20 protein-coding genes and 1 tRNA gene are annotated in these 15,021 nt (G+C 65.5%); 15 read left to right on the top strand and 6 right to left on the bottom strand.

The genetic code is table 11. The annotated features are described in order from the left end of the window. Positions 1-174 precede the first annotated feature (174 nt). From LFM09_RS47885 to LFM09_RS47875, 3 genes are all read right to left on the bottom strand, one after another. Entirely contained in the window at positions 175-975 is an 801-nt protein-coding gene (locus LFM09_RS47885; RefSeq protein WP_414103321.1) for a DUF1828 domain-containing protein, read from the bottom strand. A gap of 14 nt (positions 976-989) precedes the next feature. Next, entirely contained in the window at positions 990-1,454 is a 465-nt protein-coding gene (locus tag LFM09_RS47880) for a hypothetical protein (RefSeq protein WP_414103320.1), read from the bottom strand. 84 nt (positions 1,455-1,538) lie between these two features. Next, positions 1,539-2,960, bottom strand: a complete 1,422-nt coding sequence (locus LFM09_RS47875) for a helix-turn-helix domain-containing protein (RefSeq protein ID WP_414103319.1) — start codon at positions 2,958-2,960, stop codon at positions 1,539-1,541. 286 nt (positions 2,961-3,246) lie between these two features. Here LFM09_RS47875 and LFM09_RS47870 point away from each other — a divergent pair, with 286 nt between their 5' ends. Next, positions 3,247-3,621 carry a hypothetical protein gene (locus tag LFM09_RS47870; RefSeq protein ID WP_204764618.1) on the top strand — a complete coding sequence of 125 codons (375 nt, stop codon included), beginning with the start codon at positions 3,247-3,249 and terminating at the stop codon, positions 3,619-3,621. A 218-nt stretch (positions 3,622-3,839) separates the two neighbouring features. Here LFM09_RS47870 and LFM09_RS47865 read toward each other — a convergent pair whose 3' ends face one another. After that, entirely contained in the window at positions 3,840-4,241 is a 402-nt protein-coding gene (locus LFM09_RS47865) for a GntR family transcriptional regulator (RefSeq protein ID WP_414103318.1), read from the bottom strand. 135 nt (positions 4,242-4,376) lie between these two features. On the opposite strand from LFM09_RS47865, the gene LFM09_RS47860 reads away from it, so the two are divergent. From LFM09_RS47860 to LFM09_RS47805, 12 genes are all read left to right on the top strand, one after another. After that, positions 4,377-4,766: a hypothetical protein gene (locus tag LFM09_RS47860; RefSeq protein ID WP_414103317.1), complete on the top strand. Its 390-nt coding sequence runs from the start codon at positions 4,377-4,379 to the stop codon at positions 4,764-4,766. Between the two features lie 197 nt (positions 4,767-4,963). Continuing rightward, a complete protein-coding gene (locus tag LFM09_RS47855; protein ID WP_414103316.1) occupies positions 4,964-5,176 on the top strand; it encodes a hypothetical protein in 213 nt (70 codons plus the stop codon). After that, positions 5,173-5,439 carry a hypothetical protein gene (locus tag LFM09_RS47850; protein ID WP_414103315.1) on the top strand — a complete coding sequence of 89 codons (267 nt, stop codon included), beginning with the start codon at positions 5,173-5,175 and terminating at the stop codon, positions 5,437-5,439. The genes LFM09_RS47855 and LFM09_RS47850 overlap by 4 nt, the downstream gene beginning before the upstream one ends. Positions 5,440-5,442: 3 nt before the next feature. Next, complete coding sequence (locus tag LFM09_RS47845) at positions 5,443-5,628, top strand: hypothetical protein (RefSeq protein ID WP_204764623.1); 186 nt, start codon at positions 5,443-5,445, stop codon at positions 5,626-5,628. A gap of 84 nt (positions 5,629-5,712) precedes the next feature. Further along, a complete protein-coding gene (locus LFM09_RS47840) occupies positions 5,713-7,071 on the top strand; it encodes an FtsK/SpoIIIE domain-containing protein (RefSeq protein WP_414103314.1) in 1,359 nt (452 codons plus the stop codon). Positions 7,072-7,119: 48 nt separating this feature from the next. Further along, positions 7,120-7,581, top strand: coding sequence for a hypothetical protein (locus LFM09_RS47835; protein ID WP_414103313.1), 462 nt, complete (start codon positions 7,120-7,122; stop codon positions 7,579-7,581). Continuing rightward, a complete protein-coding gene (locus LFM09_RS47830) occupies positions 7,578-7,904 on the top strand; it encodes a WhiB family transcriptional regulator (RefSeq protein ID WP_414103312.1) in 327 nt (108 codons plus the stop codon). The genes LFM09_RS47835 and LFM09_RS47830 overlap by 4 nt, the downstream gene beginning before the upstream one ends. Further along, positions 7,904-8,089, top strand: a complete 186-nt coding sequence (locus tag LFM09_RS47825; protein ID WP_414103311.1) for a hypothetical protein — start codon at positions 7,904-7,906, stop codon at positions 8,087-8,089. The genes LFM09_RS47830 and LFM09_RS47825 overlap by 1 nt, the downstream gene beginning before the upstream one ends. Before the next feature lie 8 nt (positions 8,090-8,097). After that, the gene (locus LFM09_RS47820) at positions 8,098-8,880 is read left to right on the top strand and encodes a hypothetical protein (RefSeq protein WP_414103310.1); all 783 of its coding nucleotides are present in this window, start codon (positions 8,098-8,100) and stop codon (positions 8,878-8,880) included. 82 nt (positions 8,881-8,962) lie between these two features. Continuing rightward, complete coding sequence (locus LFM09_RS47815) at positions 8,963-10,303, top strand: replication initiator (protein WP_414103309.1); 1,341 nt, start codon at positions 8,963-8,965, stop codon at positions 10,301-10,303. Then, positions 10,300-10,530, top strand: coding sequence for an excisionase family DNA-binding protein (locus LFM09_RS47810; RefSeq protein ID WP_414103308.1), 231 nt, complete (start codon positions 10,300-10,302; stop codon positions 10,528-10,530). Before LFM09_RS47815 ends, LFM09_RS47810 begins: the two co-directional genes overlap by 4 nt. Next, positions 10,530-11,711, top strand: a complete 1,182-nt coding sequence (locus LFM09_RS47805) for a tyrosine-type recombinase/integrase (RefSeq protein ID WP_414103307.1) — start codon at positions 10,530-10,532, stop codon at positions 11,709-11,711. The genes LFM09_RS47810 and LFM09_RS47805 overlap by 1 nt, the downstream gene beginning before the upstream one ends. A gap of 91 nt (positions 11,712-11,802) precedes the next feature. Here the strand turns inward: LFM09_RS47805 and LFM09_RS47800 are convergent. After that, a tRNA-Gly gene (locus tag LFM09_RS47800) sits at positions 11,803-11,876 on the bottom strand. A gap of 72 nt (positions 11,877-11,948) precedes the next feature. Here LFM09_RS47800 and dcd point away from each other — a divergent pair. Then, complete coding sequence (gene dcd / locus LFM09_RS47795; RefSeq protein WP_414103306.1) at positions 11,949-12,530, top strand: dCTP deaminase; 582 nt, start codon at positions 11,949-11,951, stop codon at positions 12,528-12,530. Here the strand turns inward: dcd and LFM09_RS47790 are convergent. Continuing rightward, positions 12,527-13,501 carry a cation diffusion facilitator family transporter gene (locus tag LFM09_RS47790; protein WP_414103305.1) on the bottom strand — a complete coding sequence of 325 codons (975 nt, stop codon included), beginning with the start codon at positions 13,499-13,501 and terminating at the stop codon, positions 12,527-12,529. The two genes, dcd and LFM09_RS47790, sit on opposite strands and share 4 nt — an antisense overlap. A gap of 203 nt (positions 13,502-13,704) precedes the next feature. On the opposite strand from LFM09_RS47790, the gene LFM09_RS47785 reads away from it, so the two are divergent. Then, on the top strand, positions 13,705-14,991 hold the full coding sequence (locus LFM09_RS47785) for an SdrD B-like domain-containing protein (RefSeq protein WP_414103304.1): 1,287 nt from the start codon (positions 13,705-13,707) through the stop codon (positions 14,989-14,991). Positions 14,992-15,021 lie beyond the last annotated feature (30 nt).

Raw genomic sequence — 15,021 nt, 5'->3', positions numbered from 1 at the left:
GGGTGGGTGGCCGGAGGCCGGGCCCCGCCCGCTTGCCCGGCGACAAAGAGACGAGGCCGTGAAGCCCCTGCCGAACGGGGATGGAGCGGCGACCCGAGCGGCCCCGCAGGGGCCGCCTTGATGAAGAAAAGAAACTCTGAACGCGGTAGCAGTGGGTCGGACAGCAAGATTGCGTCAACCAGGTAGAACGTCGTGGGTTCGCTCGCTTACGAGCCGTGCTACGTCGCCACGCTCGCCAAAGAATGCGATTTCCGAGACGTCAGAGAGCTCTTGAAGGATCTCTGACGGCCACTCGTTCCGAGTCCCAGAAGCGACTACGATCCGTCGAGGTCGGGGGATATTCAAGGCGTAGTGAAACAAGTAAGCGCAATGCTCTACAGAACGCTCTCGGCTATCAGCGTTGCCGCCTGCCACTGCTTGGACGTAGATCCGACTGTCTGGATCATCCCCGATCGCGGCGGTGACTTGTCGCTTTCTTCCTGATCGCAGCGGCAGTGCTGCTCGTGGCGTGACCAGTTCTGGTGCATGGAGAGATGAACGAATCTGCTCCACGACCTGCTCAGTGAAGCGGACGGGCTTGCGTTCTTGGCTAATCCAGCGAAGCTGGTCCACTCTCATCGTTGCTTCGGCGACGCGCAACGTCAGATGACCAAGATCAGTAGACTCACCCCATGCGGCGATGACACCTGCTTCGGCTGCCGTCGAGTACTGCCCGAGAGCTGCAACCGACCTGCGCCAGGCCTCCATGATCTTCGGGCTGTCGAGGTTCACATCTGCCATGTGCAAGCGCATGGCGGTCGTACCTTGATCAGTAACCCGGATGCCGCGTTCGTACTGCTCGACGAACAAGGTGACTCGATCGTCATCGTAGAAACGCATTGGCGTTGTGATCAGCCAGCCGTGGCCGTAGGAAGTGACTACTGAACCGTCGTTGACAGCGGACAAGATCGAACTAATGATCTTGGCGTCATCCATGGTCATCACCCCCTTCACGGCTCGACCCAGTATCCCTCGGGAAGCAAGACCAGGCACTCCTGGGCAAACGCCTCGAACACGGCCCTGTGAGTGCCCGGCGCTACTGTGGGTAACAGAGGGACTGCGGGGATGTCATTCGGGATGTAGGCGTCCTCCCTGCCAGTTGCAGGAAGATACCTGTGCTTGTGAGTGGTGTGGACCCAGTCCTTGTGGCTTCCGTTCAGGTCGAGCCGTCGCACGGGGGCGTCGTTGACGATGAACTGCACCCCCACCTCGGCTGGTCGAGGGTCCACGTAGTAGATGCGCAGGTAGCCGACCGGACAGTCAGCGATATCGGTTCGGACTTCGATCTTGCCCTCATGGATGTGTGGCTTCTTGCTTGTCCAGCTCAGCTGACCGACGGCCCGAGACTTCGACGGGGCGGACAACAAGGCAGCAAGCGCCTCTGCCGTGACCAAGTTTGCAGGGAAGACACCCATGGATCACCTCCTGCAACCGGACCAGGCCTCGGGGAAGTCATCGAGGAATCCACACCACTGGTTACAGCGGTTCACTCAAATAGATCAACTATGCGGACCCATGGCTGGCAGCAACGCTCCGGACACGTCCAGGAAGTCACGGACCCCAGGCGATTCGCTGTGCTTCCGCAAGCGGACCCGAAGGTCTGCGACAGCCTCGACCGAGCGTGAAGACTTCACCGTGGCTGCAAGCTTGGCGGCTGCCATACCTGCGGACGCAGCGGCCTCCAGGTCGTGGGAGTCGATCGCCGCGCGGGCAAGGGCTGCCTGTGCCATCGATCCGCGGCGCGCCCTGTTCTGCCGCTCCGCCTCGGCGATCGAAAGCCCGGCGAAGTGGGTTGCCTCTTCGGGACGCTCAAGGTCCCGGAAGGTGTGTGCGTACTCGCCGTTCAGGTACGCAGGGTCGATGAACCGTGCCCATTCGGGCTCGTCCTCGGCGCGCACCCGCTCGAATGCCGTCTCGGACAGGTGCACGCTTCGAGCGGCTGCGCCCCCGTCACCCATCGCCGCTTCCGCGCGGGCCTGGAGCGCGTACAGGTCGGCAAGGCAGGCGTCCGAGTGCCCCTTGGCGAGAAGCCCGGCCCGCCCGGCCTTGGCGAGTTGCACCGCCTGATCTGGGTTGCCGGTGAGTGTGGCCTGATCGGACAGGCCGGCCAGAACGTGGGCGCCAAGCTCGGGGCTCTCGGCGGCCTGGGCCAAGCGGAGCGACTGGATGAGGTAGCGCTGAGCCAACGAGTGCTCGCCGTTGTCGAACGCCATCCAACCGAGCAAGTAGAGCTGTTCCGCGGCTGCCTCGTAGAGGGCCTGGCCGTTGGGTGTGGTCGGGTCGTTCGACTTCAGCAGCGGTACAACGTGCGAAGTCAGGTAGGCCGCGAGCTGTTCGCGGGCGTGGCCTCCGCCGCGCATGACGTCGAGCTCCTGGAACACGCCGAACGTGCGGCGCATCGCCTCGACCTGCTGCGTGCTGATCTTGCCGGTTGCGATGGTCGCCTCGTCCAGTGTGGCGAGCAACCAGTCTCGGCTAGGTGCGACCGATGCGGCGACGGAGAACAACGCGCTGGACAGGAAGGTGCGGCGCTCCATGTCGTGCCTCCCAAGCTCGGCTACGACTTCCACCGTAGTCGGCAGGGAGGCTGCATAGGCAAGACCAAGGTCGGAAAGTGATTTCTCTTGCGGTGCTTGAGTTTCCGCATCGTGAGAAGGTGCGTTCGGACGGAACCAGCGAAGCTCCTGTGGCACCCGCAACGCGTTGCACCAACGCTCAAGCTTTTCGAGGTCCGTCACGGGGCGGCGTCCGCGCTCGATCACGCTGACCTGGCCTTGACCGACGTCGAGCCACCCGGCCAAGGTCGCCTGCGACAAGGCGGGGCTGTGTGCCTGGCGGTACGCCTTGAAGACCTGGCCGATGCTGCGGGAACGCAGAGCCTCTTGGAGTTCAGGCTGTTCCCAGAACTCGGGGCGCTGCACTGGTGCGTGGGTCGCTTGGCTTGCCTCACAACGGCCGCACAGTGACCCCTTGCGGTCGCTCGCAAGGAAGGTGTCGCAGGTGCGGCAGCGTCGCTTCCCGGTGCTCAAGCGTCGCCCCTCCCCTGCTGGTCAGCCCCACAATCTCAACCGAGTGTAGCGGGTCGTACACGCCCCTAACCTGGCCTTATCGATGCCAGCGATACGGCTATCGGTAGTTGATATTGGATCGATGCTCCGCGCGGGCGAATGTGGTTTCACCAGGACCAGAACATGGAGGTGAAACCCAATGGGCTTCTACGTGCTGGTGCAGCCTGAAGAGGACGCACGCGCGGAGTTCGTCGAGCACGTCCAGGGTCACCCGGCACTGATCATCAGTTCCGGGGGCGCGCAGATCACGGTGCAGTCGCCGGGGCGCCACGACGGACCACAGCTCGCGATTGCCTTCGCTCGACAGCTCGGCGACGCCGCACGGCTGTTCGCTGATCGCCTCGACGGGCTCACTCAGGTTGGGCCACTCGACTTCGAGAAACTCGCTGCTCAGTGCGGCACCACGCCGGACGAGGTGGAAAGGCGCACACAGAACCGCCACGTCCTGCTGGACGACGAACCGTGGTTCAGCGAAAGCGGTCCCGGCGTGATTGAGGCCGGCGGGCAGACGTGATCAGTCGAGCGGCCGAAGCACTCCTGTCATTTGCAGTGACCTACGCGGGAATCGTTGCCCTGCAACGGTTTGTCGCACGGAGGGCAGAACGGCCGACACGCAGCAAGAACGACCTGTAGGAGATGGGGGAGGCAAGGTGTCTGGAATCGAATGGACGGCTGAGGACTGGCGGGAACTGCACGCCTTGTCTTCCAAGCTGGTGGCTCAGGTCAACGACCTCAACGAGCGTCTGACTCGGATCGAGGATCGTCTGAAGTGGAGCCAAAAACCTCGGCCTCGACGGCAGAAACACGCCGGCTGAGATCGTCCAGCGCACCGCTGATCTTCCCCAGGATCTCCCGAAGCTCATGCGGGGAGCCAACTTCCGGCTCCTCCGTGTGAGCTTCGGGCTTTTTCACGACGATGGTGCCTTCGCCCTGGCGGGACATCACGAGTCCCTCGGTACGCAGGACGTCCAGGGCTTTCTGAAGCGTCATCACCGCGCGGCTGTACTTCGTCTGAAGCTCGGCGAGTGACGGCAGCTTGTCCCCCACCTTCACGGCATCGGACGCGACGAATCGACGCAGGTCATCAGCGATCTGCTGATACGCCGGCCGTGGGTCCGAGGGGTCAAGTGCCATACGGCAACTGTAGCGACAAAGCTAGCAAAGCTGAAAGTCACCCGATTGGAGCAGTGCATGTACTAGCTTTACTAGCTATGTTGGTACTTGTAACAGGGCGGCGCCGGTCGCACTGACTGACACGAAGGACAAGACATGGCCCTGAACGACATTCCGGTGATCCTGACCCACTACAAGCTCATGATCACCGAAGCGCCCTGCGTGAAGATGAAGGAGCTGGACGGCGGGCAGCTGGTCCCCGTGATCGACCGCCACACGAACGAAGAGCAGTTCGTGGTGGTCGTGTTCGCCAAGCCTCGACCGACTGAGGGTCGCCGCAAGGCGAAGGGCGAGGAGATCCGCGTCAACCTTCCTCACGACCCCGGTGCGGGGTTCGAGGAGGGCGACTACATCGAGCTGGTCAACCCCGTGATCAACACCTATGAGATGCGCGGGGACGACGGGAAGATCACCGCGTCCGGTCTGTGGTTCAAGGCGGACGGTCTCACTCCTGCGGCGCGGATGGTGTCGGCTCCCGCGGCTTAGTTCCCGCAAGCCCTGCCCGGTAGGCCGGTCGCCCGTTTCAAGTCGGGCCAGGGCACTCAAATTTGTTCCTTGAGAATTACATAGTGAGTCGAACCATGCCTAAATCCGGAGCATTTCGCAGGCTCCGGGAGTTTCGGTAATCCCAGGCGTGTTTTCACTTCGCCTGGGTTTGCCGTGGCTCTCGAAAGGAGTTCGGCATGGACGAGAATTCGTACCCGATCACGCTGCCCGACTCGGACGGGGACGACCGACGCTTTACGTTCGGCTTCGTTCACGAGGTCGGTGAGGTGTTCGCGCGGCACGGTTATCCGCCGGTCGGCCAGAGCTGGCGTGACCACCTGGAGTTGCAGCAAGCCCTGTACCGCTTCATCTACGTCGGTGGCACGAGGACCGAAAGGCTGGCCAGTTGATCAAGGAGATGTTGAACGAACGCGCTCAAGAGAGGTACGGCGCGTTCGTCGGTGCGATGGACGTTGTGGAAGAGCTGCTCGTGCCGCTGGAAAAGCTCATCAACAGGATGAGTGAGAAGCCCGGAAAGGCGGGCGGCTGGCGAGTCGCCACCCCGGATGAACTGAAGGGCATGTTGTCGCGGGCACGGAACGAACTCAGCGGCCTGCGGGACAAGTCCAAGAAATACGAAGCCGAACTGAAGGCACAAGAGTGGGGAGCCTGACCGATGTCACATCAGATCGACAACGCGATTTCCGACATTGACCAGGCCATGAAACAGCTCAAGCGGGCCATGGACGGAATCCCGGTCCGCCGCGAGGGCTTCACCGACCTGCGGCGGCGCTTCGTCCGCTCGGTCAGCGTGCTGACCACGGAGACCTCCTACGCCCGGAGCCAACTGCCCCACAAGTAGATCCGCACTGATCAACGCGGCGGCCGACCTTCGACACGTTCGAGGGTCGGCCGTCGTGCATCCACGAGCAAAGGACACACGGCAATGAGCAACAGCAAGCGCAAGTCCGGCGGGGAGTTCAGGGCGGCCGTGTGGCTGGCCCGCAACCCCGAATGGTTCTTCGCCCCCTCGGCACTCGCGACCAGTGCCGCCACCCTCGGCCCCACCACCACCGGCTACGCGCTCGGCGGGCTGACAGCAGCCACCGGGATTTGGTACCGAGGTCACCCGGACTCGTTCGACACCCTGGCGGCGCCGGTGCTGCGGGCCTGGTCGCGCCGGTGGTTCGGCAGCTACGCCGGTCGGCACTGGCGGGACCTGATGGACGTGCACAAACTGACCACGGAGCATCGCCGCAAGCAGTACACGATCTACCCGCGCGTGGTGCGTGTCCGGTCGTACTCGCCGTCGATCGACACCGTGTTGGTGAAGCTGGCCAAGGGCCAGTCACCAATGCACTTCGCCCGCCAGACCGAAGAGCTGGCGCACTCGATGGAGGCCGAACGGGTCGCAATCGAGCTGGTCAAGCCCGGCTACGTGGCGCTGATCGTCCAGCGTGATGAACCGTTCACGCAGATCATCCCGGCACCGGACATGCCCGAACGCGTCGAAGATGTCGACCTGCGGGCGGTGCTGCTGGGTGAGGACGAGTACGGCGGCGACTGGACCGAACCCGTCCAGGGCACGCACACCCTCACAGCGGGCGGTACCGGGTCGGGCAAGAACTCGCTCGCGTTCGCCAAGCTGCGGTCAATGGCCCCACTGATCAGGGACGGCATCGTCCGCCTGTGGGTCTGCGACCCGAAGTACCTGGAGTTCGCGGCCATCAAGCCGATCACGGAGAACCGCTACGCCGATGACGCGGGCGAGTGCCTGGAGCTGATCGAAATGTGGGTGGACGACATGGAGCGCACCCAGAAGCGGATGCAGCGGGCAGGCCTGCGCTCGGTCGAGCCGTCGCGTGAGTACCCGCTCAACCTGCTGATCGTGGACGAGATCGGCTCGTTGGTCGCCTACCGGCCGGAGTACGCCCGGCAGATCACGGGCCTGCTGGCTCGGGGCACCTCGATGGGCCGCGCAACGCTGCACGTCGCGGACGCCTACATCCAGGAACCGGATAAGGACACGCTGTCGATCCGGGACCTGTTCCCCAACCGCGTGTGCCTGCGCACCACGTCACCGACGCACCCGGACATGGTGCTGGGTGACGGCGCTCGGGAACGGGGCGCGATCGCCGACCAGATCCCCGCCATTCCGGAAACGGCCGGCATCGGCTACCGCACCGACGAACGCTCACGCGTTCCCCGCCGGGTCCGCGCGGCGTACACGACGGACGACAACATCCGCGAACTCGTGGAGTTCGTCCGCAACGGACAGACCGGCTCCATCCGCTCGATCGCCTGACCTTCTTTCACCCCAACACTTTTCACCACTAATCGTGGAGGTCTTGTCATGCCCGAAAACAGCGCACCTCGACGTCTTGACGGCCTGCTCCGCTCGATTCGCGGCCACATCCGCACGCTCGGCCTGCCCCGGCCGGACCGCCTGGTCATCTCCACGCCGTCCGGCTCGGTGCACGCAGAATTCACCTCCGGCACAGCGCCCGATCGGCTCGCCTGCCTGCTGGTCTGGGCGGCCTCGCTGCACGGGGTCGAACTGACCTGGACGCTGCAAGCCGCGGGAACTCTGGCTGTCGCCGCAACCGGGCGGACCCGTTCCGGGATCACGGTCGGGCTGGCTGCCTCGGCCTCGGTGGTCGAGCTGGGCGGCAAGGTCAAGTCCCGCGCGGCGGCCGTACTCGCCGACACGTTCCGACTGACCGCGCACAGCCCGGAACAGGTCACCTTCGATGAGGTTGCTCAGGTTGTGCAGGCCGCACGCCTCACCAGTGCTCGGCTGGCGGTGGCGGCGTGAAAACCACCGACGACGCGGAGCACTTCGGCTACCGCGTGCTGATGAAGGCCCTGTTCGGCGGCGAACCGCCAACCTGGCGGAACCGGGCCGCCTGCGCTGACGCCGATCCGGACATGTTCCACACCGCCGGCCGAACCGCTGCGGCGAAAGCAATGTGCGCCTCCTGCCCTGTCCTCGCTGAGTGCCGCGACAACCAACTGAGCTGGGAAGCGAACGGGCCTGCGCGGTTCCGAGACAACGCCTTCGGTGTCGTCGGTGGCCTGTCCGGTGCCGAACGCCGCCGCATCCACTACCCCGCCAAGAACGTGAAGGACGTGGCCTGATGAAGCTCGTACTCGCCGTTCCTGTCCGCCTGCGCAGCTTCGCCCGCGTCGCTCAGATCGTGTTCGCTGCGGCTGCCTCGCTGGTGTGCATGTACCTGCTGTTCGGTGTCATCGGGCTCCTGGTCCTCGTCGCCGAACTGTGTTGGCTCGGGTGGCTGCTGCTCAAGACCGCGCACGGGGAGTAGGTGGCCTGGTGTCCGAGAATTCCAAGCACAGCAACGAAAGTGAGTCCGAGGAACCGCGCGAGACTCGCACAGTTCGACGGCTCCGGGCGCAGCTCGATGAGGCGCAGGACATCCACCAGCTCGCCGCGAACCCGTTGCTGGCGGCCGTGAGGGCGGACCGGTTCCGGGTCTCGGTCACGCGCTCGATGTGGTGCTTCATGACCTGCGGCCTCGGCTTCACCGCTACTGGCGTGCAAGCGTTCCTCGCCGGAAGCCTCGGGCCGTCTGACCCGATGTGGTGGGGCGCGTGGCTCGTGGAACCGGCGTTCGCCGGAATCCTGATCACGCTCCTGCGCTGGGAAGCACAGATGCTGTCGCACGGCTTGGCGGTCGATGACCGGCCGGTCAAGTGGCTCAAGCGGGTGCTGCTCGGGGCCACGCTCGTCACCAACGTGTGGTCGTCGCTGCGACCTCCGGACGGGCAGATCAACGCCGGGATGGTGTTCCTGCACCTCGTGATCCCGCTCGTGGTGTTCCTGCTCGCCGAAGTCATGCCTGTCATCCAGCAACGATGCAACGCCGCGCGTGATCTGGCCTCTCAGGTCGTCGCTCCCGCACCTGCGAGCACCGTTGCGACCTCGGCGCCTGTCCGGTCTGCTCTGCGGCTCCCTGGACACCTTCAGGGCGCGCTGGACGCCAAGACGAACGAGGTCCGCGCTGAAGGCCGTGCGCTGACTGCACGGGACGTCCAAGACGCGCTCAACGTGCCTGCGGACTACGCGGAGCGCATCGCCGCACAGCTCGCGGCCTGACCCATCTCGATCACCGCGGGGCATGACCAGAACGCCGGTCGTGCCCCGCCTTCTCTTTCTCCACAACGAAAGGAGGGCAACCGTGCTCACTCTGGAAGACCGCATCTCCGCACGCGTCAAGTCGGTCGACTTCCGAGCATGGCGAGACCGGGTCACCGCAATCGGTGGCTGTGCCGCGCCCATCCGGTTGTCCGGCGCCTTCCAGCTCCAGGACCTCAACGGCGGGCTGATCGAGCACAGCGGCGGGGATGTCATGGTCCCGTGCGGCAACCGCCGAGAGTCCGTCTGCCCGGCCTGCTCCGACCGGTACGCGGCCGACGCCTACCACCTCATGCACGCCGGGTTGGCCGGTGGCTCCAAGGGCGTTCCGGAGACGGTGTCCGAGAAGCCGCGCGTGTTCGCCACGCTGACCGCGCCGTCATTCGGTCCGGTTCACAACCGCCCGATCACCACGACCGGCAAGGTCCGGCCCTGCACGGGCTGCGGAGAGTGGCATCACGGCGACGATCCCCGCATCGGCGGTGCCGTCGACGCTGGGACCTACGACTACACGGGCGCGGTGCTCTGGCAGGCACACGCGGGCAAGCTGTGGCATCGATTCACCATCGCCCTGCGCCGCAAGCTCGCTGGCGCGGCCGGCCTGAAGGTCTCCGAGTTCAAAGACCACGCCCGGCTCTCGTACGCCAAGGTCGCTGAATACCAGCGGCGCGGCCTGGTCCACTTCCACGCTGTCGTGCGCGTCGACGGACCGGACGGGCCGCACGACCCCACCCCGGCGTGGGCCACGGCCGAACTCCTGGGCGACTGCATCAAGTCCGCGGCTCGCTCGGTCGGGATCGACACCACGCGGCCGGACGGCTCGGCGCTGCGCCTCGTGTGGGGCGAACAGGTCGACACCAGGGGAATCCGCGCGGCGAACGCCTCCCAGGTGGAGGACGAGTCCGGCGAGATCAGTGAGGCTCGGTTGGCGGGCTACGTCGCCAAGTACGCCACCAAGGGAACCGGCGCCCGCGACACGGCAGACCGGCCGATCCGCTCGCAGCTGGACATCGACGTCCTGCATATCTCCGAGCACCACCGGCGGATGGTGCAGACCGCGTGGGACCTCGGCGGCCTGGCCGACTTCGAGGAACTGAACCTGCGGAAGTGGGCGCACATGCTCGGGTTCCGCGGCCACTTCCTCACCAAGTCCAAGCACTACTCGACCACCTTCCGCTCCATCCGCGAGGAACGCCGCACGTTCCGCACGCTCGAAATGTTCGAACGCCTCGAACTCGACCCGGACGCCGTGATCGTCGTCAACGACTGGCAGTACGCCGGGTCCGGCTACGACAACGACGCGGAACGCGAACTCGCTGCGGGGATCGCTGAACGCATCCGCGCGCAACGCAAACGCAAGTACGAAAAGGAGGTAGCGGCGTGACGTCCGCACGATTGAACGAGCACTACTCAGTAGAGGAGTCAGCCGACTACCTCGGCACCTCAGTTCGGTTCATCCGGCGCCTGATCGCTGATCGGCGCATCACCTTCTACAAGCTCGGCCGGCACGTCCGGCTCAAGCGCGTGGATCTGGAGGCGTTCGTCCAGGCGGGCAAGGTCGAGCCGATCACCGCCGAGTCCGTTCGTCGTGACCTGAGGAGGGCGGGCTGATGGCGCGCAAGAAGGGACGTCGCCGTTTCGGCTGGGTGCGGAAGCTGCCATCAGGGCGCTTTCAGGCGAGCTACCTCGGGCCGGACGAGAAGCGGCACAACGCACCGGAGACGTTCGCGACAGAGAAGGACGCGGACCGCTGGCTCGTGCACGTGGAGGGCGCGATTCTGCGGAGCGAATGGATGGACCCGGAACGAGCCAAGATCAGGCTCCAGGACTACGCAGAGAGCTGGGTCAATGAACGTCCTGGTCTGCGTCCGCGCACGGTTCACCTCTACGACTGGCTACTCACCAAGTACGTGACTCCGCACCTCGGCGACACGCAGTTGGGGAAGCTCGACACCCCGATGATCCGAACGTGGAGAGCCAAGCTCCTCCGTGAGGGCGTGTCGGCGTCGATGACGGCCAAGGCCTACCGCCTCCTGCGGGCCGTGCTCATGACAGCAGCGAACGAGGACCGGATCATCCCGCGCAACCCGTGCCAGGTGCGCGGCGCTGGCTCTGAGAATCCCGATGAGCGGCCAGTGCTGACTGTGGCCCAGGTGTTCGACCTGGCCTCTCGGATGGCAGAGAAGCGATACCGGGCGTTCGTGCTCCTCGCCGCGTTCGCAACGCTGCGGTGGGGCGAGATCACCGCTCTTCGGCGGCAGGACATCGCGCCGGACGCAAGCTCGGTGCGGGTTCGTGGTGCCTTCGTCGAGTTGCCCGGTCGTGGGCTGATCTACGGGCCACCGAAGTCTCGTGCGGGACTGCGCACGGTCGCTGTTCCTGAGGCGATTCGTGCAGACCTGCTTGCCCACCTGGACGAGTTCACCGGCTCCAAGCCGGACGCCTGGGTGTTCACGGGGAAGCGCGGCAATCCGCTTCGACGGGGCGACTTCAACCCGCGTACTGGCTGGAAAGCAGCAGTGAAAGCGGTTGGTGTTCCTCACCTGCACTTTCACGACCTGCGGCACACCGGGAACACGCTCGCCGCTCGCACCAAGGCCAGTACCAAGGACCTGATGGCGCGAATGGGTCACGACAGTCCGCGTGCGGCGATGATCTACCAGCACGCGACCAGCGAGGCCGATCAGGAGATCGCTCGTGGACTGAGCGGCCTGGTCGATCGGGAGCGTGGGACGAAGGCCACCGATGAGGAAGACGACGGACAGGCCGGCGTGCTCGCTCCAGTCGGCTAACCGCACGTAGACAGCACGGTGACGTACTCGCGAGATCAAAAAGCGAAGGCCCTGGCGAGTCGATTGTGACTCTTACCAGGGCCTTCGCTGTTGGAGCGGGTGACGGGAATCGAACCCGCCTCTACAGCTTGGGAAGCTGTCGTTCTACCAATGAACTACACCCGCACGAGCAAGCTCGCAGCCGATCATACACAGCGCGGCAACGCCCTCGTCCAGAGACTCGGTTAGCCTGTCCCGGTGCTGCTGAGTGACCAGGATCTGCGCAAAGAGGTCGAGTCGGGCCGTCTGCTGCTCGACCCGTTCGACGTCGAGATGGTTCAGCCGTCGAGCATCGACGTGCGGTTGGACCGGTACTTCCGGGTCTTCAACAACACGAAGTACACCCACATCGACCCGTCCATCCAGCAGGACGACCTGACCAGCCTGGTGGAGACGGACGGCGAGCCGTTCGTGCTGCACCCCGGCGAGTTCGTGCTCGGCAGCACGTACGAGATGGTCACGCTGCCGGACGACCTGGCCGGCAGGCTCGAAGGCAAGTCCAGCCTCGGCCGGCTCGGGCTGCTCACGCACTCCACGGCCGGCTTCATCGACCCCGGCTTCTCCGGCCACATCACGCTGGAGCTGTCGAACGTCGCGAACCTGCCGATCACGTTGCACCCCGGCATGAAGATCGGGCAGCTCTGCCTGTTCAAGCTCTCCAGCCCGGCGGAGCACCCGTACGGCTCGAAGCAGGCCGGGAGCCGGTACCAGGGGCAGCGCGGGCCGACGCCGAGCCGCGCCTACCTCAACTTCCACCGCACCGACACGACGCGCCGCTAGAAGCCGTACCGGTCGAGCACGCGGCGCCGCAGTTCGGGATCCGTACGCGGCACGGGCTCCAGGAAGATCTCGTCGAGATCCCCAAAAGCTGAACGCAGCTCGGCTGACACGCGGACACACGCGTTCTCCAGCTCGAAGGCCGTCAACGAGTCGTTGAAGTCCAACCGCGCGCACAGCAGCACACGGTCGGTGCCGATGAGCATGGTCAAGACGTCCACCACGGCGTCGACCTCGGGCACCTCGGCGAGCTGGCGCCAGATCGCCTTCACCATCACCGGGTCCGCCTGCCGCCCGATCAGCAGCCCGCGGTTGGTGCGCGCCAGCACGTACGCCACCAGCGCCAGCAGGACACCGATCGCCAACGACGCCAGCCCGTCCCACAGCGACGATCCGGTCAGCTGGTGCAGTCCGAGGCCGGAGAACGCCAGCACCAGGCCGATCAGCGCGGCCGAGTCCTCCAGGAACACGGTCTTCACGGTCGGGTCGTCGGACACCCGCAGGAAGTCCCAGAAGCCCCGGCCGTGCGCGGCAGACTGCGACCGCACCTGCCGGAAAGCCTGCGTCCAGGACACCGACTCCAGCACGAACGCCAGTCCGAGCACGATGTAGCCCACCAGCGGCCGGGTCTGCTCCTCCGGCTCGCCGAAGACCGTGCGGAAGCCCTCGTAGAACGCGAACATCGCGCCCGAGGCGAAGATCGAGACGGCGGCCAGCAGGGACCAGAAGTAGCGCTCCTTGCCGTAGCCGAACGGGTGGCGGCGGTCGGCGGCACGGTCGGAGCGGCGCAGCGCGGTCAGCAGGAGCGCCTCGGTGAACGTGTCGGCGACCGAGTGCGCGGCTTCGGAGAGGATTGCGGCCGAACCGGTCAAAACCCCTGCGATGGCTTTGGTGATGGCGATCGCCAGATTGACCAGCAGTGCCAGAACGACCGTGAGCGTGCTTTCCCCGGAGGCCTGCGGCTTCGAGCTCATGGAGATCAGCCTAGGCCTGGGCGCGCACCGGTACGCGCTCACATGAGGGCGTTGACCGGCGAAAATCACGGTTCGATCTCGGGCGGCAACCAAACCCACCCCTCGAACGACTCTATAGCGACCGGACGCTGAGCGGCTGGCAAAAATCCACTGAAAATGTGCCGCTCTATTTGTGCTGCACAAAAGTTCCTGGGGGCAGGAAAATGAGCTTCAAGATTCGTGCGGCAGCCGTCATCACCGCGACCTCGCTCGTCGCCGTGCCGCTCGCGCTGTCCGGTACCGCACTCGCGCAGGACGACCAGCCGGCCACCGGGCACATCGGCGGCATCGTCTTCAACGACTTCAACGGCGACGGCGTGAAGCAGGACCACGAGCCGGGTCTCGTCGACGTCAACGTCACGGTCAAGGGGCCGGACGGGAACAGCGAGCCGTCGTCGACCAACAACTACGGCGTCTGGACGGTCAAGCGCGCGGCGCTCGGCAAGTACGAGGTCAGCTACGTCGACCCGAAGCTCGGCAACACCACGCCGGCCACGGTGCAGGCGGAGATCACGGCGACCGACTCGCCCTCGGTCAGCTTCGGCGTCCGCGGCGGTTCGATCTGCGGTGTCGCGTGGCACGACAAGAACGAGGACGGCAAGCGCCAGGCCGGGGAGGGCCCGCTGGCCGAGCGCTCGATGAGCGTGACCGGCAACGGGATCAGCGAGCTGACCGGTGCGGACGGCTCCTACTGCTTCACCGGCCTCGTGCCGGGCGAGTACCAGGTGCACGCCAGCCGCAAGACGCACGACACGGTGACGCTGACCAAGCCCGGCGGCGACTCGAAGTTCGACTGGATGAGCGGGCTCACGCAGACGATCAGGGTCGGCAAGGGTGAGCAGGTCAAGGGCATCGACGCCGGGTTCATGCCGGCGCGGGCCGACCTCAAGGCCGTGCAGCTGCTCATCAACAACAGCGGCGGCGTGACCGACCAGGACACGTTCAAGGTCGGCGACGAGATCGAGATCTACGGCTCGGTCGTGGCCAACGGCAACACGCCGGAGTTCCTCGGCGGCGTCCTGACCCTGCCGGAGGGGCTGCGCATCGTGGCGCCCGCCGGTGGTCTCGGCAAGGACGCGGCCGTCGTGGGTCAGAAGGTGCACGCGTCGTTCGGCGACCGGAAGCCGGTCGGCCTGATCGAGTTCCTCGGCGCCAAGGTCGTGGTGGAGAAGGAGTTCACCGGCGGCGAGATCAAGTGGGAGGTCGAGGGCCTCTACGCCGACACGAACCCCGGCAACAACGTGCTCACCCGCAAGATCAACGCGGTGGGCGGCCCGGCGGTGCAGCCGGAGCAGAACCACGGTCCGGCGGTCGTCGACACCGAGGTCAAGAAGACGGCCGGCCTGGCCAACACCGGTGCCGACCCCGTCGCAGCGGGTGCGATCGGCTTGGGTGCCCTGGCCCTCGGTGGCCTGGCTCTCTTCGCTGCTCGCCGCCGCAAGAACGCCTGATAGTCAATCCACAAAGATCCTGGGGGGATC

Source organism: Lentzea alba (genome assembly GCF_047445655.1).
GTDB lineage: Bacteria > Actinomycetota > Actinomycetes > Mycobacteriales > Pseudonocardiaceae > Lentzea > Lentzea alba_A.
Note: the sequence above shows the minus strand (reverse complement) of the source record. Positions and strands in the feature narration are given on the sequence as shown.

What these genes read in the sequence shown, in the direction of transcription:
- LFM09_RS47855 (WP_414103316.1), top strand. Translation starts at nt 4,964, where the DNA reads ATGGACGAGAATTCGTACCCGATCACGCTGCCCGACTCGGACGGGGAC.
- LFM09_RS47865 (WP_414103318.1), bottom strand. Translation starts at nt 4,241, where the DNA reads ATGGCACTTGACCCCTCGGACCCACGGCCGGCGTATCAGCAGATCGCT.
- LFM09_RS47785 (WP_414103304.1), top strand. Translation starts at nt 13,705, where the DNA reads ATGAGCTTCAAGATTCGTGCGGCAGCCGTCATCACCGCGACCTCGCTC.
- LFM09_RS47860 (WP_414103317.1), top strand. Translation starts at nt 4,377, where the DNA reads ATGGCCCTGAACGACATTCCGGTGATCCTGACCCACTACAAGCTCATG.
- LFM09_RS47870 (WP_204764618.1), top strand. Translation starts at nt 3,247, where the DNA reads ATGGGCTTCTACGTGCTGGTGCAGCCTGAAGAGGACGCACGCGCGGAG.
- LFM09_RS47835 (WP_414103313.1), top strand. Translation starts at nt 7,120, where the DNA reads ATGCCCGAAAACAGCGCACCTCGACGTCTTGACGGCCTGCTCCGCTCG.
- LFM09_RS47840 (WP_414103314.1), top strand. Translation starts at nt 5,713, where the DNA reads ATGAGCAACAGCAAGCGCAAGTCCGGCGGGGAGTTCAGGGCGGCCGTG.
- LFM09_RS47805 (WP_414103307.1), top strand. Translation starts at nt 10,530, where the DNA reads ATGGCGCGCAAGAAGGGACGTCGCCGTTTCGGCTGGGTGCGGAAGCTG.
- LFM09_RS47885 (WP_414103321.1), bottom strand. Translation starts at nt 975, where the DNA reads ATGGATGACGCCAAGATCATTAGTTCGATCTTGTCCGCTGTCAACGAC.
- LFM09_RS47845 (WP_204764623.1), top strand. Translation starts at nt 5,443, where the DNA reads ATGTCACATCAGATCGACAACGCGATTTCCGACATTGACCAGGCCATG.
- LFM09_RS47825 (WP_414103311.1), top strand. Translation starts at nt 7,904, where the DNA reads ATGAAGCTCGTACTCGCCGTTCCTGTCCGCCTGCGCAGCTTCGCCCGC.
- LFM09_RS47880 (WP_414103320.1), bottom strand. Translation starts at nt 1,454, where the DNA reads ATGGGTGTCTTCCCTGCAAACTTGGTCACGGCAGAGGCGCTTGCTGCC.
- LFM09_RS47790 (WP_414103305.1), bottom strand. Translation starts at nt 13,501, where the DNA reads ATGAGCTCGAAGCCGCAGGCCTCCGGGGAAAGCACGCTCACGGTCGTT.